Source organism: Elusimicrobiaceae bacterium (genome assembly GCA_017520185.1).
In the GTDB taxonomy this organism is placed as follows: domain Bacteria; phylum Elusimicrobiota; class Elusimicrobia; order Elusimicrobiales; family Elusimicrobiaceae; genus Avelusimicrobium.
In genome coordinates, this window is record JAFXGO010000031.1 from 36,017 (window position 1) to 62,517 (window position 26,501).

26 protein-coding genes are annotated in these 26,501 nt (G+C 43.5%); all 26 read right to left on the bottom strand.

The window, feature by feature from the left end; genetic code table 11:
* Positions 1-89: 89 nt before the first annotated feature.
* Positions 90-1,736, bottom strand: coding sequence for a hypothetical protein (locus tag IKL48_06165; GenBank protein MBR3604235.1), 1,647 nt, complete (start codon positions 1,734-1,736; stop codon positions 90-92).
* A 21-nt stretch (positions 1,737-1,757) separates the two neighbouring features.
* Positions 1,758-2,000 (bottom strand): hypothetical protein, encoded by a 243-nt coding sequence (locus tag IKL48_06170; GenBank protein MBR3604236.1) that lies wholly within the window; start codon positions 1,998-2,000, stop codon positions 1,758-1,760.
* Between the two features lie 11 nt (positions 2,001-2,011).
* Positions 2,012-3,505: a hypothetical protein gene (locus IKL48_06175; protein ID MBR3604237.1), complete on the bottom strand. Its 1,494-nt coding sequence runs from the start codon at positions 3,503-3,505 to the stop codon at positions 2,012-2,014.
* A 22-nt stretch (positions 3,506-3,527) separates the two neighbouring features.
* Positions 3,528-3,794, bottom strand: a complete 267-nt coding sequence (locus IKL48_06180; protein ID MBR3604238.1) for a hypothetical protein — start codon at positions 3,792-3,794, stop codon at positions 3,528-3,530.
* A gap of 8 nt (positions 3,795-3,802) precedes the next feature.
* Positions 3,803-5,290 carry a hypothetical protein gene (locus IKL48_06185; protein MBR3604239.1) on the bottom strand — a complete coding sequence of 496 codons (1,488 nt, stop codon included), beginning with the start codon at positions 5,288-5,290 and terminating at the stop codon, positions 3,803-3,805.
* A 64-nt stretch (positions 5,291-5,354) separates the two neighbouring features.
* Positions 5,355-6,845, bottom strand: a complete 1,491-nt coding sequence (locus IKL48_06190) for a hypothetical protein (protein ID MBR3604240.1) — start codon at positions 6,843-6,845, stop codon at positions 5,355-5,357.
* A gap of 12 nt (positions 6,846-6,857) precedes the next feature.
* Positions 6,858-8,459 carry a hypothetical protein gene (locus tag IKL48_06195; protein ID MBR3604241.1) on the bottom strand — a complete coding sequence of 534 codons (1,602 nt, stop codon included), beginning with the start codon at positions 8,457-8,459 and terminating at the stop codon, positions 6,858-6,860.
* Positions 8,460-8,636: 177 nt separating this feature from the next.
* Positions 8,637-9,170: a hypothetical protein gene (locus tag IKL48_06200; GenBank protein MBR3604242.1), complete on the bottom strand. Its 534-nt coding sequence runs from the start codon at positions 9,168-9,170 to the stop codon at positions 8,637-8,639.
* On the bottom strand, positions 9,167-10,279 hold the full coding sequence (locus tag IKL48_06205) for a hypothetical protein (GenBank protein MBR3604243.1): 1,113 nt from the start codon (positions 10,277-10,279) through the stop codon (positions 9,167-9,169). The genes IKL48_06200 and IKL48_06205 overlap by 4 nt, the downstream gene beginning before the upstream one ends.
* 1 nt (position 10,280) lies before the next feature.
* On the bottom strand, positions 10,281-10,460 hold the full coding sequence (locus tag IKL48_06210; GenBank protein MBR3604244.1) for a hypothetical protein: 180 nt from the start codon (positions 10,458-10,460) through the stop codon (positions 10,281-10,283).
* 4 nt (positions 10,461-10,464) lie between these two features.
* Positions 10,465-11,151 (bottom strand): response regulator transcription factor, encoded by a 687-nt coding sequence (locus IKL48_06215; protein MBR3604245.1) that lies wholly within the window; start codon positions 11,149-11,151, stop codon positions 10,465-10,467.
* Between the two features lie 26 nt (positions 11,152-11,177).
* Entirely contained in the window at positions 11,178-12,299 is a 1,122-nt protein-coding gene (locus tag IKL48_06220) for a response regulator (GenBank protein MBR3604246.1), read from the bottom strand.
* The gene (locus tag IKL48_06225) at positions 12,292-14,175 is read right to left on the bottom strand and encodes a hypothetical protein (protein ID MBR3604247.1); all 1,884 of its coding nucleotides are present in this window, start codon (positions 14,173-14,175) and stop codon (positions 12,292-12,294) included. The genes IKL48_06220 and IKL48_06225 overlap by 8 nt, the downstream gene beginning before the upstream one ends.
* A gap of 90 nt (positions 14,176-14,265) precedes the next feature.
* The gene (locus IKL48_06230; protein ID MBR3604248.1) at positions 14,266-15,210 is read right to left on the bottom strand and encodes a hypothetical protein; all 945 of its coding nucleotides are present in this window, start codon (positions 15,208-15,210) and stop codon (positions 14,266-14,268) included.
* A 10-nt stretch (positions 15,211-15,220) separates the two neighbouring features.
* Positions 15,221-15,493, bottom strand: coding sequence for a hypothetical protein (locus tag IKL48_06235; GenBank protein ID MBR3604249.1), 273 nt, complete (start codon positions 15,491-15,493; stop codon positions 15,221-15,223).
* Between the two features lie 31 nt (positions 15,494-15,524).
* Complete coding sequence (locus tag IKL48_06240; GenBank protein MBR3604250.1) at positions 15,525-16,640, bottom strand: hypothetical protein; 1,116 nt, start codon at positions 16,638-16,640, stop codon at positions 15,525-15,527.
* Positions 16,641-16,648: 8 nt separating this feature from the next.
* Positions 16,649-18,031 (bottom strand): hypothetical protein, encoded by a 1,383-nt coding sequence (locus IKL48_06245; GenBank protein MBR3604251.1) that lies wholly within the window; start codon positions 18,029-18,031, stop codon positions 16,649-16,651.
* Positions 18,032-18,043: 12 nt separating this feature from the next.
* On the bottom strand, positions 18,044-18,928 hold the full coding sequence (locus IKL48_06250) for a type II secretion system F family protein (protein MBR3604252.1): 885 nt from the start codon (positions 18,926-18,928) through the stop codon (positions 18,044-18,046).
* A gap of 2 nt (positions 18,929-18,930) precedes the next feature.
* Positions 18,931-20,553 (bottom strand): type II secretion system F family protein, encoded by a 1,623-nt coding sequence (locus IKL48_06255; protein MBR3604253.1) that lies wholly within the window; start codon positions 20,551-20,553, stop codon positions 18,931-18,933.
* A 9-nt stretch (positions 20,554-20,562) separates the two neighbouring features.
* Entirely contained in the window at positions 20,563-22,842 is a 2,280-nt protein-coding gene (gene tadA, locus IKL48_06260) for a Flp pilus assembly complex ATPase component TadA (GenBank protein ID MBR3604254.1), read from the bottom strand.
* Between the two features lie 8 nt (positions 22,843-22,850).
* Positions 22,851-23,585 carry a type II and III secretion system protein gene (locus IKL48_06265; GenBank protein MBR3604255.1) on the bottom strand — a complete coding sequence of 245 codons (735 nt, stop codon included), beginning with the start codon at positions 23,583-23,585 and terminating at the stop codon, positions 22,851-22,853.
* A gap of 11 nt (positions 23,586-23,596) precedes the next feature.
* Positions 23,597-24,349 carry a Flp pilus assembly protein CpaB gene (gene cpaB / locus IKL48_06270; GenBank protein MBR3604256.1) on the bottom strand — a complete coding sequence of 251 codons (753 nt, stop codon included), beginning with the start codon at positions 24,347-24,349 and terminating at the stop codon, positions 23,597-23,599.
* A 56-nt stretch (positions 24,350-24,405) separates the two neighbouring features.
* On the bottom strand, positions 24,406-24,897 hold the full coding sequence (locus IKL48_06275) for a pilus assembly protein (protein ID MBR3604257.1): 492 nt from the start codon (positions 24,895-24,897) through the stop codon (positions 24,406-24,408).
* Positions 24,898-24,914: 17 nt separating this feature from the next.
* The gene (locus IKL48_06280) at positions 24,915-25,139 is read right to left on the bottom strand and encodes a hypothetical protein (GenBank protein ID MBR3604258.1); all 225 of its coding nucleotides are present in this window, start codon (positions 25,137-25,139) and stop codon (positions 24,915-24,917) included.
* Between the two features lie 23 nt (positions 25,140-25,162).
* Positions 25,163-25,357: a hypothetical protein gene (locus tag IKL48_06285; GenBank protein ID MBR3604259.1), complete on the bottom strand. Its 195-nt coding sequence runs from the start codon at positions 25,355-25,357 to the stop codon at positions 25,163-25,165.
* A gap of 23 nt (positions 25,358-25,380) precedes the next feature.
* Positions 25,381-26,343 (bottom strand): hypothetical protein, encoded by a 963-nt coding sequence (locus IKL48_06290; protein ID MBR3604260.1) that lies wholly within the window; start codon positions 26,341-26,343, stop codon positions 25,381-25,383.
* Between the last annotated feature and the right edge of the window lie 158 nt (positions 26,344-26,501).

Sequence of the window (26,501 nt, forward strand, 5' to 3'; positions counted from 1 at the left end):
TATCTTCCCGAAAAATATCTTCGGGTACTGCTTGGGTCTTAACGGCCGCTTGGACACGTTAAGGCCGAGTACTACACAACTGCAAATCTTTATAGCGACATCTTATCTCCAAACTCAGGGAAGAAATCTCCGCTCCCCCCTTGTTGGGCACCGCTACTTATATTAAATGTATCAAAAACTTCACTATCTTTCAAGCCGTCTTTTACATCGTCCACTTTATCTTCGGCTTGGTCTTTCTTTTTTTCGCTATCTTTCAATTTCTGCTCGGCGGCTTTTAATGCGCTGTCATCTACCGATGTGCCCTCCGGTGCAGAGGCAACGGCGGCATCATATTCTGCTTTGGCTTTGTTATAAGCATCTAAGGCACTATCATATTCCGCTTGCGCCACTGTCAAAGCCTGACAACTTTGCGTAAAATCGTTTGCATAGGTATTTAATCTTTCAGTGGTGCAGGTGCCTTCTTTGCTTAACTTTACACTGCCACAATTTTCGCTCATCGTTTTGATGGTATTTTTCACCGTATTACAATTGCTGCTTACTTCACTTAAAGATTGGCTCCAGCCTGCTACATCGGCATCACACGTTCTGGGTACGGTGGTGGTAATAGTGTTGACCAAGTTGATAGATTGCTCCATCTTTTCCATCATCACGCCGTTGGCTTCTGCGCCGATGGTGCGGCATTGTTCTTCTTTTAAAAGTTGCATTTGTACGTCTTCCAAATCTTTTACCAAATCTTCTCCGCCCATCATCACACCACTGCTCAGACCCAACGAATCATAAACTTTTTTGGGCATTTCCATGCCTATATATCCGGCAGCGGCAAGCTGTTTTTTAAGCATCAGTTGCTTGGCCCGATTGGACGCCTTACTCATCAACCATATTTGCGCCAAGTCACGCTGGGGTTTGCTATTGCTTTTAACCTGTGCGTTTAAACTGCTCAGCGGAGCAACCGTTGTGCTTACGCCGATGGCTTGGTCTAACTGTTCATTGCTGAGTTTGGCGGCTTTATCCACAGCCAAAGCAAACCAATCCGGTGAAATAGAACCGACCACCGCCCCTTTGGGCAACAGTTTGGCAGCGTCCAACACACCTTTACGCATAGAGGCCGTTTGAGCCGAGCGGGCCATCAAGTTGGCATCTGCGCCAAAATAAACTTCTTGCATGTTTTTGGCTGCCTCATTTTGGCGTGCTTCTTGGCTAAAGTCATTGACCTTGCGGTTTAAGGCGCCGTCTCTTTCAGCCAGACCGGTATAAACACCGGACAAACCTTCCGCACCCAAACCGCGCTTTCTGCGTTCTGCATTAACGGCATCTACATCAAACAAACCTGTTGAATAACTGCCAAGTTTGTAGGCTTGCGCATTTTTTCTGTCAAAGAGCGAAATTTCTTGCTCAGTGTTGCGTTTAGACGACAAAAGTCGGGTTCCCTCGCCAGCCCACGTCAAGAGTGCACGTCCAAAACTCATAGACTGGGTTTGCTGCGCTGAAAATCCCATCCACCAAGCTAAATTGCGTAATCCCGGCAAAGAACCTACCGGTACTATAAATATAATGGAAAACAAGAAAAAAACAAGTGCCAAAAGCATCAACCACTTTTTTCTGTCAAAGCGTTTTTCTTGGGTTGATTTAACGGCCGTTTCTTGCGCATTGGGCAAAACAGGCTGAGCCTGATTTGCTTGTGGCGTAGGAACTGCTGTTTCCGAAAGTGCCGGAGGCACTTGTTTTTCCGTTTTCATTTCAAACTCCTGTAAAAACTCTTAGTTGGAAAGAGATACAGCCCCCACCACTTGTCCTTGGTTATATTCGCGGCGCAGTTGCGCTTCTTGAACTCTTCTTTCATGAGCTTGCAAACGTTCCTTGCGCACGCGTTGCACCTCTTGGACTGCTTTTTTATAAATCAATTCCCGTTGTGCTTGGCGGTGTTGGGCATTAAAATAAAAATATAAAACGGTACTTGCAATAAACAAAAGGACTGATACCACTTGAAAAAGTACTTTCATAATCGCCCCTTTCAATCTTTGCCTTTATCGTTGTTAGTTAACACTTCTTCGGCGGAAGAAAAACCGGCATCTATCCCTTTTTCTGAGGCATATTGTTTTAAAGAATTAAGCATATCTTGACCGAATTTTTTACCGCCCGATTTTCCGTTCAAATCCGTCGCATTGGTTTTTGTACCCATTTTATCGGTTGCCGCGGAAGCCAATTTATCAGATTGTTTGGAAAAATCAAAATAACTGATCACAATCGCCGCCACCATCAATGCACCCATCACAATACCGGCAATGGCCCAACCCTGTTCCTCTTTATACTTGTCTATGTATTGCCAACAATCTGCTATGTAAAAACCGATAAGCGCCAACATAGCCGCCCCCAAAACAAAAGCCATTACTTTACTGGTAGTATCCCCTTTCATTAAAGAATTAATTGTTAATCCAGCCGCCACTGTACCTGCCATCAAGAAAAACATATTTTTCGCCAAACGGCTTCTGTGTTCTTTTCTTTCTTCTTCCGTGGTATCCAATTCATCAATGGCTGTATTGAGATTTCTTTCCGTATTATTTAATTTATTTTCAAAATCTTCCGCCCCTACGGCCCATTCTGACGTATCCAAAGAATCCCCCAACATCTGCATACCCAAAGCGCGTTGGTCCTCACTCATAAATACCTGCGAATGAGAGTTCGCCTGCTTGCTGCTAGCGGCGGCCACTTTGGCAGACTGCACCGCTATGCCGCGCAAACTGTTTCCTGCGCGACTGTTTGATCCCCCTTGCCAGCGCACCTGTTTGGCTGAAGAGTCAGCTGACGGATTTTCATTTAAACTTGCCAAACGAGGCAGGTTCGTTTTTCTTTTTTCAAATCCGGTAGAAATAGATTGGGGACCTAGCATGGCAGAATTGACTTGCTCCGCGCGCGAATTAGGCACATTTCCATAGGGAGCAAAAGAGGAAGAAGATCCCTCCGCATTTACTTTTGGCATGGAAGCGCGAGGCAAACTGCCTCTGTCCTCACCCAATTTATTAACAACGGTTTGATGAGCCGCAGAAACGGCATCACCCACACCGACCCCATTAACAGAGGAAGCGCCGTCAGCATCTTTTCCGTTCGGGCCGATTTCCGTCGCACCTTGATTTAACCCAAGGCCGGCCTCTCCGCCGCTAAATACCGTTCCTTCAGTTTGTTCGGCATCTATCGTCAAAGAAGAAACTGCCTCTTCCGATTCGTCTAATTGGGCCAACTCGGCCTTCGCGAAGGGATATTGCTCCTCAGCGAAAGCCAAATTTGCCCCTTGATTATTAATGTGTATAGAAGAATATTCGCTAGGTAAATTTTCACCGGAACGTATAATTTGGCTTAAAGACTTTACCTTTTCAGGCATAGAATCTGCCGGATCGGTGGCATAATTATAAACGCCCAATGCCGCCCAACCACCAAGCACTACTGCACCCAGCAGGCCGGTCTTACGAATAGCACCTGTTCTATTGCTCCATATTTTTCGAATATTCATTTATAAACTCCTGCAAGGACTCTTAGTTGGAAAGAGATACAGTCCCCACCACTTGTCCTTGATTGTACTCTCTGCGCAGTTGCGCTTCTTTGCGCCTTTTGTCATACTCTTGCTGACGCGCTCTGCGCTCTTGAGCAACCTGATTGAGAGCCTTGATATAAATCAATTCCCGTTGGGCTTGGCGATGCTGGGCCGAAAGGTGCAAGTAGCCCACTACCAGCAAGATAATAATCACCCACGCAAAAGCTACAGAAAATATGGTTTTTAGTCTGCTATCTACTTTTGACATAGCGCACCTCACCCATTTTTCAGTCCGGATTTATCATCATCACCAAACAACATCTTTCCTTCTTCAATGGCATTAGTGATAGACATACCGGGACCTAGAGTACCTAAAACAGCTCCCGCAAGCAAAGACACGCCCATATTGGTAGATAATGCTCCTGTGGCAATATTATTAAACCATGTTGTCACAGCTTTACTAACCCATGCAAAAACTACACCAGTCGCAAACACGGCTGCCATTGCTATACCGGCAATTGCCCAGCCTGAGCCCTCTTTGTATTTGTCAATATATACAGCACAATCTGCAACAAATAAACCGATAAGACCCGCCAATAACGCAGTGACCGCAATAGCTACCACAAGTCCCCAAGGCTTATTACTTTTCATCGTTGCAATAGTCATCATACCCAAAAACGTGGTAAACAATAAACTAACCATCTGCTTTTGCAAACGAGTACGATGGTCTTTACGTTCTTGTTCGGTGGTGTCTATTTCGTCAATTTTGGCACCTAAATTACCCTCTTTGTTTTTTAGATCTTCTTCAAAATCTTCCGCCGCACCTACGCCGCTATCTCCGGCACCTACATCATCACCTACCGCATGCGTACCTAAGCCTTGTTGAGAAGAAGCCATAAACACTTGCGCATGGGAGTTTGTTTGTTTATGACGGGCGGCCGCCACTTTGGAAGACTGCACCGCAATATTTTTCAAATCACGCCCCATTGGGCTATTGATACCGCCTCTGTAATTTACATTTCTATTCGGAGCGACAAAACCCGAGCCGGTGGCTCCTCTTAAACTGGCAGGCGCGTGAACTAAGGTCGTACCTTCTAAGCTGGGTATACCGGAAATAGAAGACGGACCCACCGGTGTAGCAGAAGGAGTGCCACTGGGGCTAACACCTGCATTACCGTACGGAGAAAAAGACGAAGCCCCGCCTGCATTTACAGTAGCAATAGAGGCACGTTTTAAGCCGCCGTTGTTTACACCGGCCTCGCCTAACTTATTGATAATGGTTTTATTGGCGGCCTCTACGGCATCCCCACCGCTACCGCCATTATTACCGCTACCGCCTGCGCCGGCACCGCTACCGTTGGGGCCCACTTCCACCGCACCTTGATTAAAACCAAGTCCGGCTTCCCCACCGCTAAAAACAGTGCCTTGCACGTTAATGGGGTCAATACCCTCTAAGGCTTGTACCTGTGCTTCTCCTCCGTCAAAGCTGGCTAATAAGGCCCCTTCTTGAAGGGCGCGCTCCTCAGCAGAGGCAAACTCCACACCGCGAGCGTCTAAATTAATGCCGGAATATTCTCTTGGCAACTCCCCACCGGAAGAAATAATCTGGCTTAAAGAACGAACTTCCGGTTGTAAGGCTGCCGGTCTATCCGACGCGTAATTATACACGTTTAATGCCACCATACCGCCTGTTAAACTGACTGCAAACAAGCCGGCTTTACTGATAGCACCGATTTTGCTTTTTAAAAGTTCTAAGACTTTCATAAGTCCCTCCGACCTCATTAATTAAAATATTTACAAATACTGACAACAACTCTTTACTGCACATCTACTTCCGAGAATTTTCTCTCAATCTCAAAGAATCTCTTGCTACCTCACCTGAACGGGTATGCACTACCCCACCGTTTTCAATAGCACCTTCATCTTTTTCTAACTTTCTGCCAAACTCTTTGGCAGACGCAGCTGCCCAAGCAATCAATACCGCAACGGGGCCGCCCCCGATTACTCCATACACCCAATTCATAACATGCTTGGCTTTTTTCCAATATTGATCCGTAGCATAATGGGCACCGCTTTCTCCTTTGGCAGGTTTCACGTTCCAACGGGCCTCAAAGGCTTCAATTTTAGCTTTCATTTTATTGCGTAAATTTCTTGCCAATATATAGCCCAAAAAACTCGTAAAAGAGATTCCGGTACAGTCCCGAACAAATTTGTTCAGTTCTTTAACTAAGGCTTTACGCGCATCGGCATAGCTTTCTGCTTCTTGCTGAAAGTCAGCCGTCTTCGCGCCGATACCGGCTACAAAAGAATCTCCGCCCGTCAAATCTACAGATCCACCGCCACCACCGGTATTTACTTTTGAGCCAGCGCTTAAAGTAATACCTGCCGGGCCGTATCCTTCACCGGACATAAATATATCACTGGCATCACCGCCTCTGTTGGCAATATCAGCCGATTGTTTGGTCATGGCGGTCAGGGAGTCCAACTCCATTCCCTGCACTTTGCCACCGCGTCTCCAACGGTCTCCCCCTGCATAGAGCGGGGTATCAATCGGACCGGAGGCAGGAGATAAAGAGGGCTTAATCGTGGTCCCCTCTACTGTAGGAGATGAGTTCGGGCCGGAATAAGTACTTCCACTTAAACCGTCGGCACCCAAATCATGCCCGCCACCCACATTTAAAAGCGGATTTTTACCCCAGTCTCTATTGCGCGCGCCAAAGGACGGTTTTCCGTCTCCATCGCCACCATTGGCTCCGTCGGCAGGGGCAGGGGTAGCGCCTTCTGCACTTGCAGCAGCGGCTGCGGCGGCCTGTTGTTGGGCTTGAACATTGGCCTGCAAAGCGGCAATTTGCGCCTGAATGGCGGCCATATCATTTCCGCCTTTGGTATTGATAGACGGAGTACCCTGTTGGCCCACTGCCACACCTAACCCGGCCGTTTCACCGTCCATTTTATAAGCCACCAAATCTTGCTCCTGTCTCTCCACATCTAAGAGCACAGGTTTTGCATTTTCTTCGTTCATCATGCGCAAACCGTGTGAAAGCGTGGCCTGAAAACCGGATTTAACTTCCCCCCCTTCCACAGGCGGTGTGCTGACACCGGCATAACGGCCGGCGGCACTATGACCTGCTACATAAACGATGTCTCCTTCATCATAAGAAGAAAAAACAGTATCCGGATTGATATCTTGCTGAGAGGTAAGCGCAAAATATCCGCCCACACCTGCCACCGCTATACCGGTAGCAAGGCCTAAAGTCTGCATACCGGATAAGGCCACCTTACCTGTACGAGTCATCAATATTTTTTTAATGATATTCATAACCTTGCTCCTTTATTGTTTTTTCCACTCGTTATCTTCTCCCCTTTTCCATATATTCCCGTAAGCATCTTTAAAAATGTTTCCATTATCGCTATAATTACCGTATACCTTTCTTCCTTTCACTTCCAAAGTTGACGTTGTACTACTATTTGCTCGTTGAGAAATCGATCCAAATCTTGCTCTTCGGCCGGCTGCTTGCGCATTAAACATACCGGCACCACCATATTTATTCTGATCCAAATCTTTAAATCCTTCTTCTCTGATGATGCGCGCATCTTTTTTTGACACTTTTACCTCCGGTGCATTTTCCGCAGGTTTGCTTAAAGTATATGTACCATCTTCACCGGCTGCGGAAACATTTAAATGCTTACCATCATCATATACTATTTGTCTCTTAGAGGCATCATAATTGCCACCCGTTCTTTCAGCAAAAGATTCTATCCCTCCTTGACCGTACACTTTTTGTGTTTCCCAATTTTTACCCGTTTCTAAAACCGGCACTTCTGGCGCATGCTCTGCCTGCCAATCCTGCCAACCAGCCTCTTTACCTGCCCGTTCCATTTTTGCATCATTCATAGCATTTTGCGCCGCATTCATGCCCATATTGATCAATCCTTCCGCTAATTTTTTGCAGACATCAATCACAACTTCTTCCCACCATTCCTTTTCTTCTTCTTCATGTTGTTTTTCGGCGGCTTCAGTATTGGCGTCGCCTACAGCATCATCTAAACCGCTTAAGTCGGCACTTTCCATCGGGGCATTGGTATCTAATTCTAAGCCTTTTAAATTATCTAAGTTAATTTTACCATCTTCCATAAAAGCATCACTGCCCTGCACATTACCGCCCATCATGGCTTTTTTGGCATTGAGTAGTTTGTCATTTTTGAGGTTGGCAGCCGCTCTGCTGGCTTGGGCCGTTTGAAACAGGGCCTTACGAGCATCACCTTTACCGGGACCTTTGGGAAGGAATTTATCGCTTCCTTTTTCTTGAGTGCGGAAGTTAGAAAAGTCCCCCTGCGGGCCGAAGGTGCTTTTCATACCGGAGCCGCTTGCACTTTTGAGATTGGCAGAACTCAAACTGCCCACCTGCGTAGGGCTGGCCGCACCGCCTGCGCTTCCACCCCCATACCGACCGGGACGATACTGCGAAGCAGTGGACGAAGCAGAAGCGTCCAGCTTGGCTTGCTCTGCTTGGGCGGCATCTTCGGCTTGGCGGGCCTCTTTTTCAGATTTGCTATACAAACCGGCGTGGCCTTTGTCGTTCAAGTCCGGATATTTAGAGGCCAAAAGGTATTGCTCCGCCTCATCGGTGGAAAAGGGCATATTGGCCAAGTCATAACCGCGCGTTTCAAAATTGTTAAAATCTTCCGCTTCCGGCCCACCCACAGAGGCAATGCTGATCAGCGCCACTAAAGATACCACCGCCACCGCGCCCCAAGTATAGGCTTGTTTGCGGTCCATCTTTTGTAATTTCTTCCATGCTTCACCCAACAGATTATTCTGACGGAGAGCATGGGTTGTAGAAGAGCCCGCAGCAACGGCTTTTTTCTTTTCTTCTTGATTTTTTTGGTTGCCTGCTCTTACTTTGGAACCTTTATTAAACAGGTTAAACATAGGCTTCACCCCTTATTTATATATAAAAATTCACTCTTGCTGACCCGTAAAAAACAAATTTTTACGCTCAAACACAGAGTTTAAATCTTCCGCGCAATACCAGCGCTTACCATTAGTATAAACGGTTTAAAAGGGTTTGTCAAGCCTTTTTTACAAACCCCTTCAGCACCGCAAAAACTAACGGTTTTCCGGCCGGACGTACGGCAATACGCGCTCGTTCGGGCCTACATACTTAATCACTTCAATTTCACCGCCGGTCTCACACAAAAAATCAAACCCTTTTAAACAACTCATATCACCTTTACAAAGTTGCAATTTGTCATACTTACATAAAAAGTTAATACGCGGAGGAGCCGTCTTTACCTTAAGCACCACTTTGGTCCACGTACCGGAAACGTCTATCTTTAAATCCATAGAACGTAAACTTAAAAAACGCACCATGCCGGGATTGTTAAAACCCAAATAATGCTCCACTTTTTTCTTAATATCTTTTTGCAAGAATCGGCGGTCCCAACGCGTTAAATATGCCGCAGTGTGAGATTGCAGCTGATAACGACGGGCAGCATAAAAACCGGCAATTTCCATCTTTTGAGACAAGACCAACAAACCAAAAATTTTAATGATAAATACAATAAAAATAACCAAGACCGGAAACAGAAGTACCGTCTCGGTAGTTGCTTGACCTTTGCGCGAAGAAAAAATATTTCTCATAGTCCCACCTTTACGCTATATTTGGGCAACGGATTGGGCCAAACACAGTTATTATTACTGCGCGGACAAGAAACCGACACGCTATTTTGCACATACGGAGTATAGCGTTGTGTTAAATTAATATTAAAGCGGTTTTGCGGTAATGTATATTTTTGTTTTAACACAATACCACGTTTTAAACGGCGCAATTTGTTGCGGCTGGCAGGATTCAAATAAGCAAATTGGAAAAGTTTGGCCTTAATAGCCTCTGTCATGTTTAAATCCACAGGATAGGAACCGGAGTGCATGGTAGAGCCTTTATAATCTGCCGTCACATAAAAACGTGTTTTATCAATTTCAAAAGCAGGTGCCTCCAACTCAAACCGGTCCAATGTAGCAGCCGCCTGTTTGCCACAGTCTACTTGGCGGCAATCGCGCGTGTTTAAATAATAATTCTCACGAAACATACGGGAGTTCTTAATCGTGTCTTTATAAGAGTAGGTTTGAGAATGATAAATAGACCCTGTGCGCACAAAAATGGTGGCATACTCTTTAATCGTGGTCAGACCGATGCCGGAGGCTCCGAAAAAGTAATTGTCTGCGATAGACTTATTAGTCAACACATAGCGTTCGTCTTCATCAGGAGAGTCCGCCGGGTCTTCTTTCAACCAGCCAGACCTTTTATCCCCATAATATTTAAAACCCCAGTTGGTAGATTGCGGTGCGGGAGCCGGGTTGGAAATAGCACCATTGGCCCCTCTTTCATAGTTAGGGCCAATCGTCGGGAAAGCACCGGCCGTATAAAACACGTCAAATACGGTCAGCTTATCTTGTTCCGTACTTGATTCTTTGGGAGGAACCACAATGTTCATGGTTTTCATAACCCTGTACGGGAGAGGGCCATTTACCTGCGCCAAAGCATTCAAATAACCGCTGGCACTGGACATCTGTGAATAAGCACCGCTATCTAAGGCAAACTGCTGACGAACTTTAGTCATAGACAACTTAGACATTTCAAACAGCAAGTAGACCACCAAAATAAAAATAGGCGCAAGCATCACCGCAGGCAACAAAATCTGTGCCCGACGGCTCTGTACGGTCCTTTTTACTTGGTTTATATAGTGGTACATATTATTTCGTTAACATTTGCCCAACAAACATAAAAAACCATCGCGCAATATCATTATGAAAAGCAGTTAAAAAGGCAGAAAAAACCACCAATATGCTGCCTAACATCAGCATATATTCAATGGTGGCTTGCCCTCGCCGTTGACGGCGCAAAAGGCGACAAACTGCTTTTAACCGGCGCATAGTTTTATTCTTCGTCCTCAGTAAATTTAGTACCTTCCGAAGAAATTAATCCTTTCTCTATGGCTTTCACCACCGCTTCGGTACGGCTGCTGACGCCTAATTTATGGAAGGCACTGTTTAAATGATTTTTAATGGTTTTAACACTACAACCTAATTCTTTGGCTAACTCTTTATTGCTCAGCCCTTTGCCCAACAAATCCATCACTTTAATTTCCGTTTTGGTCAAAGTGGCTTGGCTGGGCATACCGCCATCACCCATACGGCGAAGACCATGCAAGAGTTTACCCATTAATTGCTGAGGGATCATTAATCCTTCCGTCGTGAAAGTTTTAATGGAATTGACCAACTCCACCGCAGGCAACATTTTGGATAAATAGCCATTGGCTCCGGCCTGAATGGCATCTAAAACATGAGCCTCATCTTCAAAGGAAGAAAGCATCAATACGTTTACTTCGGAAGTATATTGACGAATTTGGCGCGTAGCCGCGATGCCATCTTGTTTCGGCAATTTAATATCCATCAACACCACATCCGGTTTCAATTTTTTGGCTAAGGCCACCGCTTCCAAACCATCAGCCGCTTCACCCACTACCTCAATCCACTTCTCGCTGCTTAATACATCTTTAATCCCTTCGCGAAAAAGTGTTTGATCATCAGCAATGAGCACCCTTACTTTTTTCTTTTTATTCATTTGTCAACTCCCGTACAGTTTTCAAATTAGTTTCCGTTTACCGACAAAGTAAAATTAAATGTGGCCCCTAAGCCTACCCCCTGACTTTCAGCCCAAATGCGACCACCGTGATTTCCGATAATATCTTTGGCAATCGACAAACCCAAACCCAAGCGACCAACGCGAGCTTTATCCCCTACTTGCATAAAGCTGGTAAATAAAGCCGGTGCTTGCTCCGGTTCAATACCGTCCCCAGAATCCTTTACGGACACTTTAGCATTTTTTTCGTCTAGTTTGCTGACGATTACTTCTATTTTTCCATAATCTGGGGTATGACGGACGGCATTTTCCAAAAGATTTGAAATAACTTGGCGAATGCGTTTCTCGTCGGCCAAAACAGGGATTGCCCCCGCACTTTCAAAGGTAAGTTGTATATTTCTCTTACCTGCTTTGACTTTAAAAATTTCGGCCGTCTTTTTCATGCTGGCTGTTAATTCAAACGGTGCTTTTTCTATGCGCAGTTTCCCTTTTTCAATGGCAGCCCAGTCCACTAAGTCTTTAATTAAATGTTCTATTTGTCCGATACTTTCGTCCATATAAGACATTTTCTTGGATTGGTCCTCCGTTGGGATCATCTTCTTTTTAAGCATATCAAAGCTCATTTTAAGTGTCATCAAAGAATTAGACAAATCGTGCGAAACAATGGAGAAAAATTTGGACTTCATATTATTAAGCCTGTCCAAATCTTCATTACGAGATTTAAGTTGTGCCAATAACTCTTTGTTGCTCTGTTCCAAAAAATATTTGTCTAAAGCGCGATTAATCGTGCGTTTCAAATAATCAAAATCTACCGGTTTAATCAAAAAATCATATACAGATTCTTTCATCGCTTCCATGATAGAATTTAAAGAAGCATAAGCCGTAATCATTAAAATTTGGCTATCTTGGTTAAAGCCGCGTATTTTGCGAATTAAATCCAAGCCCGTCTCATCGGGCAAATTATAATCCATCAAAATTATGTTAAAAAATTCAGAACTAACCAAGTCTAAACATTCTTGCCCATTACCGGCCTGATAGACTTTGTAGCCTTCAATTTCCAACAAATCTGCCATCGTTTCCCGCAAATTGTTATCATCATCTACCACTAAAATTTTTACTTGCTTATCCATATCTGGTATCTCCAGTTTTTTTATAAATTTTGAAATACATAGCAAAGCAGGTCCCCTGACCTTCTATACTATGAATAAAAAGTTTTCCTTTGTGGCGATTGATGGCTTTTTGCACAACAGCTAACCCCAATCCGGTACCGCGCGCTTTAGTAGTAAAGAACGGAGAAAAAATCTTTTCTTTAATTTCTTTTGCAATACCCGGTCCATCATCTTCCACATAAATACAAACCGCTCTTTTTCCCACTTGCGTACCTACACGCACATGACCGGATCCTTGCAAGGCTTCACAAGCGTTGGAAATTATATTGCGAATGGCTTGTTTAATTTCTTCAGCATCTATTTTTAAACGGGCACTTTCAGGGTCTAATTCTTCTGTAATACGAACATCACAATTTACCGGAAAAGAGGCCACTATTTCATGAACATAACTGTTTAAATCAATCATACTCAGCATTAAATCACGGCTTCTGGCATAGCCTAACACTTCGCTGATAATACTATTGGCCTGTTTAATTTCAGCCTCAATAATAGAAAATTGCTTAAGTATTTTGGGATCCGTCGGAGATTGTATCGTCTTAATTAAACGGGTAGCATTGCTAATAACCGCCAACGGATTTCTAATTTCATGGCTGATAATAGACGCCATCTGCCCAATGGCAGCCAATCTTTCACTACGCACCAATTCATCTGTAGCAGCTTTTAATTCGGCCGTTCTTTCTTGCACCCGTTGCTCTAAATCCTTATTCATAACAGCCAACTCTTTTTGAGCCTGAATAATCACATGTCTGCGCTCCGTCAAAACTTCAGCCATATGCAAAAATACACGCTCCAATTCCCCAATTTCATTGTTGGGAATAATCAAATCTTTCTCCGTCGGCACATAGTCTCTTTCTCTTTCATATTTAACGGCCACTTCTTTCAAGCGTTCTACGGGGCGAACGATAGGACGAATAACCAAATAAGCCACCAAAATCACAAATATAGCCATCATAAAAATAATGCCCAACATATCCCAAATAGAATAAAACGTGCTTTCCAAAAATAATTTGGAAATAGTATTTTCGGGTTGTTGCACATAAACGGTCCAATTTAAAAGAGGCACTTTGGCCTGACTAACCAGGATTTTCTGACCATTCGGCAACGTGACGGAAGCACCTTCTTTATCTCTTAAAACCTGCACCAACTCCCGCATTTGGCTTTGTAAACGGCTGTTAGCCTCTAAGGCCAAACCATTTTTGGCGCCGGAATAAGAAATAACATTTCCATCTGCGCTCACTACAGTGGCAAACATATCTTTGGGGTAAATCTTTTCCAAAGCCAGCCCCATGCTTTCCAAATTCATTTTGGTCAGCATAACCCCCGTCACTTGATTGTATTGATAATTTTCTCGCAGAGGAAACGCCATCGACACATACAACTGTCCATTTGTACGGTTAATGGAGCCCAAATAATCCTTTCCTTGTTGGACACATTCATATAAAATATTAGCCAGTTCCGGCGCATAGGTAAAAAGATTTTCTTTATCACTGGAATAAAACAACTGACGCCCGTTGCTATTTAAAACGGAAACGTGCGAAATGGAAGGGTTTTCTCTTCTTAAATATTCAATATCTTCTTGGTTAATTAAATGATGTCCGGCAAAGTCATTATGCAAATCCGTAAATACGGAGAAAAAACGGGCATAACGGCTCACTTCATCAGATATGACAGAGGCAATTTGTCTGGCTACGGTACGTTGTTTATCCAATATTTCTGTTTGCAATACACGGCTATCCACGCGCAAAACGTGCCAGGCAATCAATACCACCGGCACGATAGAGACGATACTCAAAGCCAAAATAGCCTTTGGAAATAAGCCGCTTGTTTTTCTTTTCACAAAAATATTTCTCCGAAACTAAAAATCCTGAAAACGGGGGCTTAAGATAATATCTAAGCCCCCGTCTCAGTTATATATACAAACAAAAGTTTAGCAACTGCCGGCGGGTACCGCTTGGCCTTTACCCTGCGTACGATTTGGATTTAAAAATTCCAAACCGGCTTTTTGAGAAACGGAACCGAAATCTAATACTTCTTTTCCTTCCCACAAGAAAGAAGGGGAAGCATTAATGCCATATTCATTGGAATAAGCGGCTTCGGCTTTTAACAACTCTACGCCTTCTTTATCAAATTTTTTTATGATTTTGTTTACATTAATACCCGCTTCTTCCATCGCTTTATCCCAACGGCTGGAACGATAATCTTTGTTGCGAATTTCTAAATATTTCCATAATTTGGCGGGATAATATTTAGCAATTAAAAGTTGGCGAATGTTTTCTTCCCATTCGGCAGAACCATGTAAACTTTGGAAACCATTTTTCTCATCATAATTAACGATATAGCGCAATTGAACGGTTTTATCGGCAGGTACTTTGCCGGCTTTTTGAGCTTCAATTACCAAATTTTCTGCCATTGCACCATAAGGACATTGAGACATCACAAAAATTTCCAATACATTCGGCTTGGCGGTCTTTTCTTCATAAACACCGGTACGGGTGGCATGCGGGAAAATTAGGTAATCGTCATTTTCTTGCACATAACCGGCTGCCAAATGCTGCGCCAATTTTTCGCGCAACTGCGGGGTTTTCTTAATCAAATACAAAGGCAAAAAACTCATATCCAAATTGGCCAAAGAAGCATTGGCTTTGGCTTGAGAATAAGATACCGTTTCCACCTTAGCTTCTCCACCTAAAAATCCGGCAATGCCAAAGGTTAACTGAGGGTCTTGTTTGCCAGCAGTATATTTTTCAGATTCGATAATCGTAAACTCAATTACCGGCTTCGCTTCTTCTTTTTTGCTCGTTTTTGCTTTAGGAGCGGCAAAGGCTGATACCGCAAATAAACCGACTAAAAGACAAATTAAAACTTTTTTCATTTTCCCCCCTTTATTCTTTATCTTCCAATACCACACGGATACCGCGTATGCCGATACCGCACAAGATATTGTATACCCCTAAAAATACGACGGTATATACCAAGAACAACAAGGTGTTTAAGATGGCCGTCATAATCATGTTCATCAGAAAAGAGAGGGTAAAAGAGGAATCCGGTCCAAACATTCCCAAAATACCACTGACTAACATGATGACAAATACCGCCACCGGAAATACAGAAAAAAGAACATTCATAATACCAATTTTTCTAATTTCTACTTTCATATTCTCTCCTAAGGGAAAACCCCTCTATTTATTATAAAGTTTTTTCAGGTTCCAGCACAAGCAATGAACGATTCTTGCCCGCATCATCAGGTAATTGCACCGCTTTTACGGTACATTTTACATTTTTATTTTCCACAATACTACGTATTACTTTGGTCGGGTTTTCCAAAGCCTCACCCACTACCTGAATAATGCTCTGCTGACGACCATCAAAAATATCTAACAAGTGTACAGGACCTTGCTTATTAACATTCAACTCAAAATTGGTATATAAAATATTGTTATTTTCATCGATTACCAAAGCTCTTGAACCGCGCGGAACAGTGACGGCCAAAATGGTTTTCCACCATTTTTGCTCTTTTTCCAAAGACATAATTTCCACATTTTCAAGGCCTTTTATTTCTTCTCTGATTTTAACCAGCAAAGCAGCTATAGAATCCGCCACTTCTCCTATTTCATCGGAGCGAGAAGAAAATGGCAATTCCAACCGGTTTAAAGAAACAGAATCCACACTGTCTCTTAACGATTCCAGCGGGCGAATAATCTTTAAAAGCAAGAACAAATACAATACCCCGCCAATCAAAATCAACATGATAAAAGCGCCCACCGCATAGCGAATCATGGATTGGCGAATTAATGATTTGGCTTCGGCACGAGACACCGTTAAATTTACCACACCGGCCACCACATTGTCTTTAGCCAACAAAGGAATAGCCATATCGTAGTAATTGCCCTCATCAAACATAATAGCCCGAATGCTGCGAGAGCGAATTGCCTGCGGAATAACCGGTGTATCAAACACCACTTCGTTGTTATAATCGCTATAAGACATTTTCAAAAACTGCGTATCTTCATGCCAACGGATAGATCCGTCATCATTTAAATACACCAAGTTTTTAATACGGTCATCGTTTCTTTTCCACGCTTTCATCAACTCTGCTTCCGGGAAAGAGGCATCTTGACGCGGACGCGCCGCCAAGTTTGTCACCAAAAGCGGGGCACGAAAACGCACCATCTCGGCCATTTCATTTTGCAGTTTTTTATCAAACACGAACGTAAACATGTGATAGTAAAACATGCCGCCCATTAAAGCTGCGTAAAGAGAAACTAAAGCAAACCACAATGTCCATTTAGATGTTAATTTCATAGGCATTTTTACCGAATACCGGTTAATTCCTCCACCTTACGTAAACCTAAGTCAGCGTCGGTATTGCCCGGATCCAACTGTTTCGCCACGATCCAAGCCTGACGGGCTCTTTCATAGTCGTCTTGGTTAAAAGCGTCCAAGCCTTCAATATATTTCTGGCGAGAAGCAGCGCTGGCCTCAGCAGAAACACGGGTAGCCGCACCACCGATACCGGAAGTAGTACCGTTAGCATCTGCACCCATCACAGCCCCGCTGGCACCCGGCATTAAGGGGCTTAAGCCACTGCCTTCCACCATCACCGTTTCCACTTCTTCTTCTTCAAGCAACTCTTGTTCAGCGGCTTCTTCGGCTTTTTTCTGTTCTTCAGCCGCTTTGCGGATAGCCTCTTGTTTACGTTTCAAAGCATTTTCTTTGGCATTGCGCGCATTTTTAATTAAGCGATCCATCTCAGACTCATCTGCACCCCATTTTTTGGCATTGGTCCAGTAGTTGATGGCAGAATCGTACCTTTTGCTCCTAAAGGAGCGATTCCCTGCCGTATAATAACTTTGGGCGATTTCATCCTTCAATTGGCTCATATATTTTTGTACGCGTTGGTCACCCGGCTGAATTTTGGTAATTCTTTCAAATACGGCATAAGACTCCAAAAATTGGCCCTTATTATAATAATCCATCGCTTGTTCCATCGCCTCTTTTACTTGTTGTTGACGCAATAAGTTTTCGGTTTGGGCAATTTTATTAACCAAAGAGGGATCATCTTTGCGAATTAACAAAGCATTGTACCAGTTATCCAATGCTGTTTGATAATCCAGTTTATCATAAGCCACATTCCCTCTGCGGGCATATTCTTGAGCAATTTCCTTATCAATGCGTTTCTTCCAAGCGGTTGCTTTGGAATTATACGGCTGAATAGTTAAAATCTCATCCAATTTTTCATTGGCTTCTACCAAACGACCGGATTGATACATGCGGTTTGCTTCTTGGAATTTGGCCTCAATCACTTCTGATTCTGAAATCGTACCGTAAGCCCCCATGTGACTGGCCTGTTTGGCTAATGTAGAGGCTTGAGTAAAGTTAGGATCAATACTTAAAATGGTTTGAGCCATCTCTTGGGCACGCTGATAGTCCCCTCTGCGATAAAGGGTATAAGCATTCTCATACACTTGGCGCAACATATAATTTTGTACACGTTGTTTTTCAAGTTGTACGGTGGAAAGGTATTGCTTCTTTTCTTCCACATCGTTTAAGGTGCCTAAAGAAACCTTATTCAAATCCAACATCATACCTTCTTCTTTTCCGTGTTGGCGGATAGAATTAGGCTGACGAAGCGGGGCCGATACAACCCCCACTGCAACTGATAAAAGTAGCAAACTCAATAGATGTTTTTTCATAATATATCCTCTCTAAAAACCGAGCCCCTGCGAAAGCAGGCCTTTAATCATCGGCGACAAGATTAAAATAAAAATCGTCGGAAAAATAAACACAAACAAAGGGAATAGCATCTTCGTAGATGCCTGTGCGGCCAATTTCTCGGCACGGCTCATGCGGCGGCTACGCAAGTCAGAGGAGAAGTTTCTTAACAATTCCACCAAACTTGTACCTAATTCGTCAGATTGAATAATAAGCCCCACCAAAGAACGCACTTCCTGCACCCCCGTACGATTGGCAAAACGTTCTAATGCTTCACGTCGAGAATAACCCAACTTAATCTCATTCAGCGTTTTTTCCAATTCTTCTTCTAAAATAGTTTTTTTCTTGGCAATACTAATAATTCTTTCAAAGGCGGTTAAATAGTCCAAACCGGATTCAATAATCAAGGCGGCCAAATCTACCGTAGTAGAAAAGTTGCCCAAGATTTCGGCCTGTCTTTTTTGGATTTTACTTTTAAAAATTAAATCCGGCAAATAAAAACCCAAAGGAATAAATAAAATACCCCAAATGGTCTGAAACATCAATATAATAGCCGCTGGAAAGACCATTGCAAAAATAATCTTGTAATCCAAAATATCCACCGGCTGAGGTTGATCCGGACTGCCCAACTGCATATGCATCTCTTCCAAAGGCTTTTCTAAATGAAAAACATTTAAGCAGAACACCGCCAAGCGGTCCTTCCATTTGTTTTCCGGTTGCAAACGAGAAAAGCTAGAGGAAGACTTGAAACGCTGCGCGGCCACGTCTACAATTCTGTCTCCGTCCTTTTTAGGAGCAAAAAGATTCAAGACTCCCAAAAATATCGCTCCGGTCCCGATCAACAAAATGATAAGCAACAAGAAAGATAAACCGTCCATAATTATACCTTAACCTCTCCGAGTTTTTGGATAAGTTTCATACCAATCATAATCCAGACGAAACAACCGAACAAAACGATTAACCCCACCGGTGTAGTATAGAAAGCAAGCATTTCTTCTGGGCGGAACATAAACATCACACCCAACATAATCACCGGCATAATACCCACGACCATAGCCTGAATCTTCTGTTGCGCTGTCATAGCGTCCAACTTTTCTTCCAATTTGCTTTCTTCACGAATATTTTCTACCAAGCGAGAGAAAATAACCGTCAAATTACCACCGACTTGGCGTTGAATAATAATAGCTTTAATGATGTAAGAAAGCATACGGCTTTCCACACGTTCATCTAAGCCTTCCAATGCCTTTTCAAAGGGAGTACCCAACTGATAGTTTTTCACTACCAAGCCGAATTCATCAGATATCGGCGGTTGCAAGTCATGAGATACCAACTCAAATCCTTGTACGATATCCATACCGGAACGTAAAGAGTTGGAAAGTAAAATCAACGAATCCATCAACTGAGCATTAATTTTGCGACCACGACTTTTTTTAAGTTTATCCAATACAATAGCCGGCATCTGAATGCCCAAATAAGCGCCCACTGCCAACACCACAAAAAACATAAATACTCCGCCAAAACCGCCTATAGAAACACCCATTAACAACCCCAAAAAGGCAAAAACAGCCACTGTACCAAAAACAATGTATTTCACGTCAATGGTTAAAAATTGGCGGTTAAAATCTTCTGCCCAAGCAGTACTCTTTTCTTTGTAGCGGTCCCAACCATCCAATAATTCGTTTTTCTTTTCCGACAGAAAAAGATAAACGGCACCCGCAGCAAGCAAACAACCTATCAATATCAAAAGCGTGGCAAAAAGACGATCCCCATCCGTATCCATATAGATTTTGGCATCGGGATGTTCCATCGGAATAGGCTTGGCAAAAAATTCACTCCACAATTGGTTGGCCAACACCACCACAGCCATTACAGATTGACGGTATTTATCTTCTTTTTGAGAGGCCGGACTGGTAAAAGACTCCACCGTGCTATAAAATTCACGGTTCATAAATTCCAAAGTGGCTAACATGGCACGGGCACGCCCTTGCAAACTATCTTTCATGTTATAAACCTCTTTACCACGCACTAACTCTTTGTTTAAACGGTCCAAGTGAGAAACCAAACGGATACGATTGCTCACATAGCCGCGAGACAACTGCTCCAGCACGACCGGCTGACTAGGATCCAATGCATTATTGGCACGATCCAAATAAGAAAATATCGTAGCAAAAACACTATACCAAAGTTTGGCTTCGCTCAATGTCCCTTGTGTGGGGATATAAACCACTTTTTGGGCTTCCATGCGTTCCAACTCCGCTGGAAACCATTTGGGAACAGATATTGATTTTCCGGCCAATCTTTCACCGCAAACGTCCGGATAAACGGCATTTTTTTGTTCAGCAGGACGATCTACATCAAAAAACCCTGCCAACACCTGCATTTTAAATTCGGCACACTCTATTTTAGCCTTATCATTTGCGTTTAATGCACGCGCCAAAAGCCCCTGCGGGGCAAGCAGGCTCAAAACAAACAAAGCAATGATTAAAAATACCGTTTTTTTCATGAATATTTCCTATAATACCGGTGGTGCGGGAGGTACACTTAAACTGGAAAGAATCGGGTTTCCTTCTTCATCTAGTTTAATAGCACCTTTGGTAAACACTTCTTCCGGCACAGGTACACCTTTTGCTTGGAAATCGCTATAAAAAGTAGGCAAATTACCCGTAGGAGCAAACAAACCTTGCACTTTTCCGTTTTCATCAACACCGGTTTGCACATAACGGAACAAATCTGTAGATTGGATCTGCCCATCTTTTTGACCATGCATTTCCGTAATATAGGTCACTTTTCTGGACCCGTCAGAAAAACGGGACAACTGTACAATCATGTTCACAGCCGAAGAAATCATTTCGCGAATAGCAAAAATCGGCAAATCGGCCCCTGTCTGCATGCACATGGCTTCCAAACGAGATAAACCGTCACGCGGTGTGTTGGCGTGAATAGTAGTCAAAGACCCTTCGTGACCGGTGTTCATGGCTTGCAACATATCCAAAGCCTCTCCGCCACGACACTCCCCTACTACAATACGGTCCGGACGCATACGCAAGCAGTTTTTAACTAAATCTTGAATAGTAATAGCACCCTTTCCTTCCACGTTGGGAGGGCGGCTTTCCAAAGACACCCAGTGCGGTTGTTGCAAGCGCAACTCTGCCGTATCTTCTACCGTAATAATACGTTCATTATCAGAAATATAACCTGACAACGCATTTAAGAAGGTTGTTTTACCGGTACCGGTACCACCGCAGACAATAATATTTTTACGAATTCTAACGCATTTCTCCAAGAATTCCATACATTCCGGACTAATGGTGCCGAAACGGAAATAATCGGCCGGTCCAAACGGTTTTTGAGAGAAACGACGGATGGTCAGTGTCGGACCGGAAACCGCCAACGGAGAAATGATGGCGTTGACACGGGAACCGTCTTTCAAACGCGCGTCCACCAAAGGCACAGATTCGTCAATACGACGGCCTAACGGGGATACAATACGCTTGATTACTTGTACCACTTGTTCATTGTTTCTAAATTTGTACTTGGTTAAGGTCAATTTACCTTTTTGTTCGATAAAAATTTTATCAAAGGCATTGACCATGATTTCTGTGACGCTGGGATCTCTCATCAAGTTTTCTAAAGGTCCCAAACCCAAAATTTCATCTAAAAGTTCCGAAGCGAAGCGAGTTCTCTGTTCGCGAGAGAACTGCAAGTTCGGTTGTTTTTGTAGGATATCATCTACAATCGCCGCCACACGTTTGCGTGTTTGAACGCTGGCTGAACTTTCATCACTAATGACAATGCGTTCAATTTCCAGCGTACGCACAACATCTTTGTGAATTTTTTGTTTTAAATCGTCCCAGAAAGAAAGTTTGGTTTTACCGGCTTCTCCTTCTTCTTCTACCAATACATGGCTTTCTTGCCCCGCACCATCTGCAGAGCCACCGGCAAAAATAGGATTCCAAATTTCTTTGGCGGCCTGCGTAAATTCTTCATCACTTACAGAAGCAGACCAATCTTTGGGGGCGGGAGTCAAATCTCTAATTTTAGCCAAAACTAACCGCAACCCTTTGATCCATTCCGACTGAGGATTGGAAATAATTTCCACTTCCTTGCGGTTGGAGGTAGCCATAATGCTTTCGTCCCAAGGCAAAAACACATCAATATCGCGGCCCAAAGAATTATAAAACTTTTCCACTTCTTCGTACGCAATAGATCCGGGCATATCATATTGATTACAAATAACACTCACCCGTTCCATCGGATAGCGTTGTTCTTTATAATCATTGAAAAGCTGTACGGTAGAATTTAAATGCGTACGAGTAGCGTTAGATACCCAAAAAATCTTATCGGCTATATCAAAAGCAAAAGCCTGCATCGGAAAGCTGGAATCCACATCTAAAAAGATATCAAAAGTCTGAGACAAACGAGACAAAATGGGAACTAAAATTTTCGGGCTGATGGAAGCCACTTGAGCGCGCGAATTTCCCAGCGGCAGCACCCCTACTCCCCACTGAGACATAGAAACTTTACCACGCAACAACCCCCCCACTACGGCAATATTAGTATTGCCTAAAGTGCGCAAAATATCAGCCACGCTTACAGGTTTTTTGATATCCAAATAGAAACTATGCTCTTGACGTGCCAACGGATCTAATGGCACTATCAATACGGGACGTTTTTGGATACCGGCCCAACCTAACGCTAAGTTCAACGTAAGCGTTGTTTTACCAGCCCCTTCTTTCGGGCTGCTAAGCGCAATAATTTTGGCTTCGTTTTTAGGGGTTTCAAGTTCAGCCATAGTTGTTATTATTCCACCACTTCAACAGTAATAAACAGGAAGAGAGATCTTTGCTCTTCGGTGACGTCTTTGTATTTAAACAAAAGGCCCAACAAAGGGATACGTCCTAAGAAAGGCACACGGTTTTCACTGACGTTGCGATAACTGCTTTTCAATCCGCCGATTACCAATGTTTCACCGCTGTTCAGTTCAACGTGAGTTTCTACATCACGGTTGGTAAAAGAAGGAGCGGTAGCCGTACCTACAGACACCGTACGAGAATAGTCTACCGTAGAAACGGATAACTGCACCTGTAAGTCAATGATGTTGCCTCTTTCCGGAATGATAGTAGGCAAAACGTTCAGCAAGATACCATACTCTTCCAACTGAGATCCGACACCTTGATTATTTACCACCGGTATAGGCACTTTACCACCTACGGTGATTTTGGCTGCATTACCAGAAGCCGTGACAATCTTAGGGTTGGAAAGCACTTGAGCGCGGCCTTCGGTTTCAGACAAACGCAAACGGGTAATCACAGCTGTTTTACGTTGGAATTCGCCCAAAGACAAAATACCGGGAATATTGGCCTCTTCAAAGTCAAAGATTTGGTTCCACTCAAACCCTTTTGCTGAGGTCATCGTTCCGCCGATTTCCACCACGTCAGCACTCACAGCCACCAGACGCGTCTTCTTGGCAAATGCCGCCGGGCACGCCAAGGCCATTAACAAAACCAACAAAGTAATTTTAACCGTAGATTTCATATCACTTTTCCTTATTGGAATAATTTTTCAAAAGTAGCAATTTCCATTACATACTGTGCCACGTCACCGTGGGAACGTAAGATAACAGACAAAGTACCCTCATCTTTAGCCAAAGCCAAATATTGGGCATCTTTGGGAGAAAGTGCCAAGCTTAACGCACTTTGATCGGTATAAGCGGAAGCATCTTCCTCAGCATTACGCATAGCAGCCATTGCTTTAGCATCTAAACCTTGTCCCAAGTTAGACCCTACACCTAATACTTTAATGTTTTGTAATAAAGTCACCGTCACTTTTTGACGGGCACCGCTTTTCATTACCGCTTCAAAAGTAAGCAATACGTCCACGTTGTCATCGGGCTTAATCATACTGGCAACATTGGAGTCTACCGTAATGACAAAACCTCTCATCTGTACAGGGATTTTACTAGACAAACCAGCCTCCGGAGAAAGAGAGGTGACGGCATATTTAGAAATTTGGTTTCCTTTCGGAATCTGTACACGAGCAATGGCATTGTCAATTTTGGCAAAATCAGCATCCGTAGTGTAAATGAAGGCATCTTTTTGCACATAGGCCGCCGGTATTTGTACACGTTTTAAATATTCACGTTTAATCACTTCGCGTTCTTTAATATCACGCACCGGCACTAAAACCGTTTTAATCGTTTTAGAACTATTCAACTTCTTTTGGGCGTTATTAACAATAAGCCCATATACTAAGGCTGCAAGCAATGCCAAAACAAATGGCAACAATAATCCTTTTTTCATTTTTTCTCCTTAAATTAAATCCCAGTTTTATTAAAGCAAATTTTCAACTATATCGGCTACTTTTTAGGGTCAGAGCTGGCATATATTTTTTCGACCGGCATACGTGTGACTGCCTCTACCTTGCGAATGCCGTCCTTTTTGGGTTCACTGGCTAGCAACCAGCTAGTTCCGGGAAAAGCCAACTCTATCGGATAAACAACCGTCACCACAACATCTTCATGACGGTGAGCCGTATACATCGGGTCTACACCCGTTGATTCTATTTTTACACCTACTGTAATACGGTCTGCATCAGCACCAAACACTTTACGCTTTGCAGCATTAATTTTATTTTTAGCCGTACTGGAGTTTGCTTTACCGCTAGGCTTATTGGCGGCCACCAAAGCTCCGATACGGGCAAATTCATAGGAAGCGTGATTGGCTATAATCGTGTGATAGGCAATATTTCCATATTCCAAGATAAAGAATATCATCAACATCAGCACCGGCAGAATAAGCATCAATTCCACCGTCACTTGCCCTTCACGCTCCCTACGAAAAAGTTTCATGCGTTTACGCCGCCTGATTATTCAGCAGAGCTTACGCCGCCGATGATTTTTTGTTTTACGCTGTCAAACACTTCCGGCATCATGTTTTTTACCAAGGTACCCACCAAAAGGGCAATACCCACCACTACGCCTAACATGATGATGTATTCAATGGTGTTTTGACCTTCTTTTCTTTTAACACAATTAAAAGCAGCTTCTTTCACGGCTTCTAATTTGTTTTGCATGGCAATAATAAACTTCATAGACTCCTCCTGATTTTTAAAAACTAATTATTTGTTGCGTCATATACTGACAAAATGAGTTTTGCGCCTTGATCAAACTGTTGAGGAACCAAGTTGGAATACAAAGCATAAAAGGCTAAAAACGCACCAAATAAGGCTCCCGCCGTAATCACATACTCAATGGCGGTCTGTCCTTTACGGTTGCGGCAAATTTGCCCTACTTTGCACACATTCTTCATACATTCCTCAAATTATCAAACAACTAAAACTGTACAGATACGGCAATTTGTTGAGAAGTACCCAACGCTCCAAACGGAGTGACGGCATAATCTAGGCTGGCACCGTAGCCAAACAATTCAGAACTATAGATACCAAAACCAAAAGAAATTTTGGAGGTGGAATCCAATCCTAAACTCTTTAAATTGTCACTATCGCTATAACCGGTGCTTTCGCGGTCATACCAACCTACGCGCAAATCAAAACGGGCCACTTGCAGCAAATCTTCGGGAATATGTACTTCCAACCCGATGCCTAAACGTCCTTCATCATCGCGGTATTTCATATATTCGCCGGATACGGTCCAATATTTGGTATTAATATCACCGCCCAAGCGCCAACCGCGCGGCATTTCTTCCTTATCGCCAATATTTACGATAGCACCGCCTAAACCCAACCATTTCCACGGGCGTGCTTTGGCACCTACGTCAAAGCCTACATTGGTATAGCGATACGTGTCCAATTTTTCATTGATATACTTGGCCGTAGCACCAATTTGCAAACCTTGATTAAAAAATCCGCGAGACAAGGACAAACTGCCCACAAAGTTTTGTACCGGTTTGCCGATTTCCGGTTGTTGATAACCGTATTCGTCACGATAATCAAAACCGTCCATATCCATGTAGTTAAACGTCACACCGATAATGGTTTTTCCCATAGGCTGCAAATAAGCCAAGGTGCGGGCCTTATAGCCTTGCAAGTAATCTAAATAAGAGAACTGAATCTCCCGCGTGGTAGCCGAAGCGGCACCGGCGGGGTTCCAGAACAATGCTTCCGGCCCATCGGCCAAAGAAACATAGGCATTACCTAATGCTTGGGCACGCGGAGAGCCTGCGTCAATTTTCAAAAACGCACTCGCGCTCGTACCGGCATCGGCATAGCTATCAGCCAAAACAGCAGGTGCTGCAAAGGCCAAAGTCAAACATGCTAATAAAACTTTATATTTCATATTCATAGATTACCTGCATTTTATCTCGGGATTAATATTTTTACTACCTTTTGGCAGTGTTGTCTGCCGTTTTGTGCTTTAAAATCTACCAAGCCAAAGTATACTCCGCGTGCTACTTTCTTGCCATGATCGTTCGTGCGATCCCAGAAGCATCTTAA

Bases quoted from the DNA above. Each gene is read 5' to 3' on its own strand.
- IKL48_06255 (MBR3604253.1), bottom strand. From the start codon at position 20,553: ATGAAAAAAACGGTATTTTTAATCATTGCTTTGTTTGTTTTGAGCCTG.
- IKL48_06280 (MBR3604258.1), bottom strand. From the start codon at position 25,139: ATGAAGTTTATTATTGCCATGCAAAACAAATTAGAAGCCGTGAAAGAA.
- IKL48_06245 (MBR3604251.1), bottom strand. From the start codon at position 18,031: ATGAAAAAACATCTATTGAGTTTGCTACTTTTATCAGTTGCAGTGGGG.
- IKL48_06180 (MBR3604238.1), bottom strand. From the start codon at position 3,794: ATGTCAAAAGTAGATAGCAGACTAAAAACCATATTTTCTGTAGCTTTT.
- IKL48_06285 (MBR3604259.1), bottom strand. From the start codon at position 25,357: ATGAAGAATGTGTGCAAAGTAGGGCAAATTTGCCGCAACCGTAAAGGA.
- tadA (MBR3604254.1), bottom strand. From the start codon at position 22,842: ATGGCTGAACTTGAAACCCCTAAAAACGAAGCCAAAATTATTGCGCTT.
- IKL48_06185 (MBR3604239.1), bottom strand. From the start codon at position 5,290: ATGAAAGTCTTAGAACTTTTAAAAAGCAAAATCGGTGCTATCAGTAAA.
- IKL48_06205 (MBR3604243.1), bottom strand. From the start codon at position 10,279: ATGTACCACTATATAAACCAAGTAAAAAGGACCGTACAGAGCCGTCGG.
- IKL48_06215 (MBR3604245.1), bottom strand. From the start codon at position 11,151: ATGAATAAAAAGAAAAAAGTAAGGGTGCTCATTGCTGATGATCAAACA.
- IKL48_06240 (MBR3604250.1), bottom strand. From the start codon at position 16,640: ATGAAATTAACATCTAAATGGACATTGTGGTTTGCTTTAGTTTCTCTT.
- IKL48_06190 (MBR3604240.1), bottom strand. From the start codon at position 6,845: ATGAATATCATTAAAAAAATATTGATGACTCGTACAGGTAAGGTGGCC.
- IKL48_06170 (MBR3604236.1), bottom strand. From the start codon at position 2,000: ATGAAAGTACTTTTTCAAGTGGTATCAGTCCTTTTGTTTATTGCAAGT.
- IKL48_06230 (MBR3604248.1), bottom strand. From the start codon at position 15,210: ATGAAAAAAGTTTTAATTTGTCTTTTAGTCGGTTTATTTGCGGTATCA.
- IKL48_06165 (MBR3604235.1), bottom strand. From the start codon at position 1,736: ATGAAAACGGAAAAACAAGTGCCTCCGGCACTTTCGGAAACAGCAGTT.
- IKL48_06195 (MBR3604241.1), bottom strand. From the start codon at position 8,459: ATGTTTAACCTGTTTAATAAAGGTTCCAAAGTAAGAGCAGGCAACCAA.
- IKL48_06290 (MBR3604260.1), bottom strand. From the start codon at position 26,343: ATGAAATATAAAGTTTTATTAGCATGTTTGACTTTGGCCTTTGCAGCA.
- cpaB (MBR3604256.1), bottom strand. From the start codon at position 24,349: ATGAAAAAAGGATTATTGTTGCCATTTGTTTTGGCATTGCTTGCAGCC.
- IKL48_06175 (MBR3604237.1), bottom strand. From the start codon at position 3,505: ATGAATATTCGAAAAATATGGAGCAATAGAACAGGTGCTATTCGTAAG.
- IKL48_06265 (MBR3604255.1), bottom strand. From the start codon at position 23,585: ATGAAATCTACGGTTAAAATTACTTTGTTGGTTTTGTTAATGGCCTTG.
- IKL48_06250 (MBR3604252.1), bottom strand. From the start codon at position 18,928: ATGGACGGTTTATCTTTCTTGTTGCTTATCATTTTGTTGATCGGGACC.
- IKL48_06235 (MBR3604249.1), bottom strand. From the start codon at position 15,493: ATGAAAGTAGAAATTAGAAAAATTGGTATTATGAATGTTCTTTTTTCT.
- IKL48_06210 (MBR3604244.1), bottom strand. From the start codon at position 10,460: ATGCGCCGGTTAAAAGCAGTTTGTCGCCTTTTGCGCCGTCAACGGCGA.
- IKL48_06220 (MBR3604246.1), bottom strand. From the start codon at position 12,299: ATGGATAAGCAAGTAAAAATTTTAGTGGTAGATGATGATAACAATTTG.
- IKL48_06200 (MBR3604242.1), bottom strand. From the start codon at position 9,170: ATGAGAAATATTTTTTCTTCGCGCAAAGGTCAAGCAACTACCGAGACG.
- IKL48_06275 (MBR3604257.1), bottom strand. From the start codon at position 24,897: ATGAAACTTTTTCGTAGGGAGCGTGAAGGGCAAGTGACGGTGGAATTG.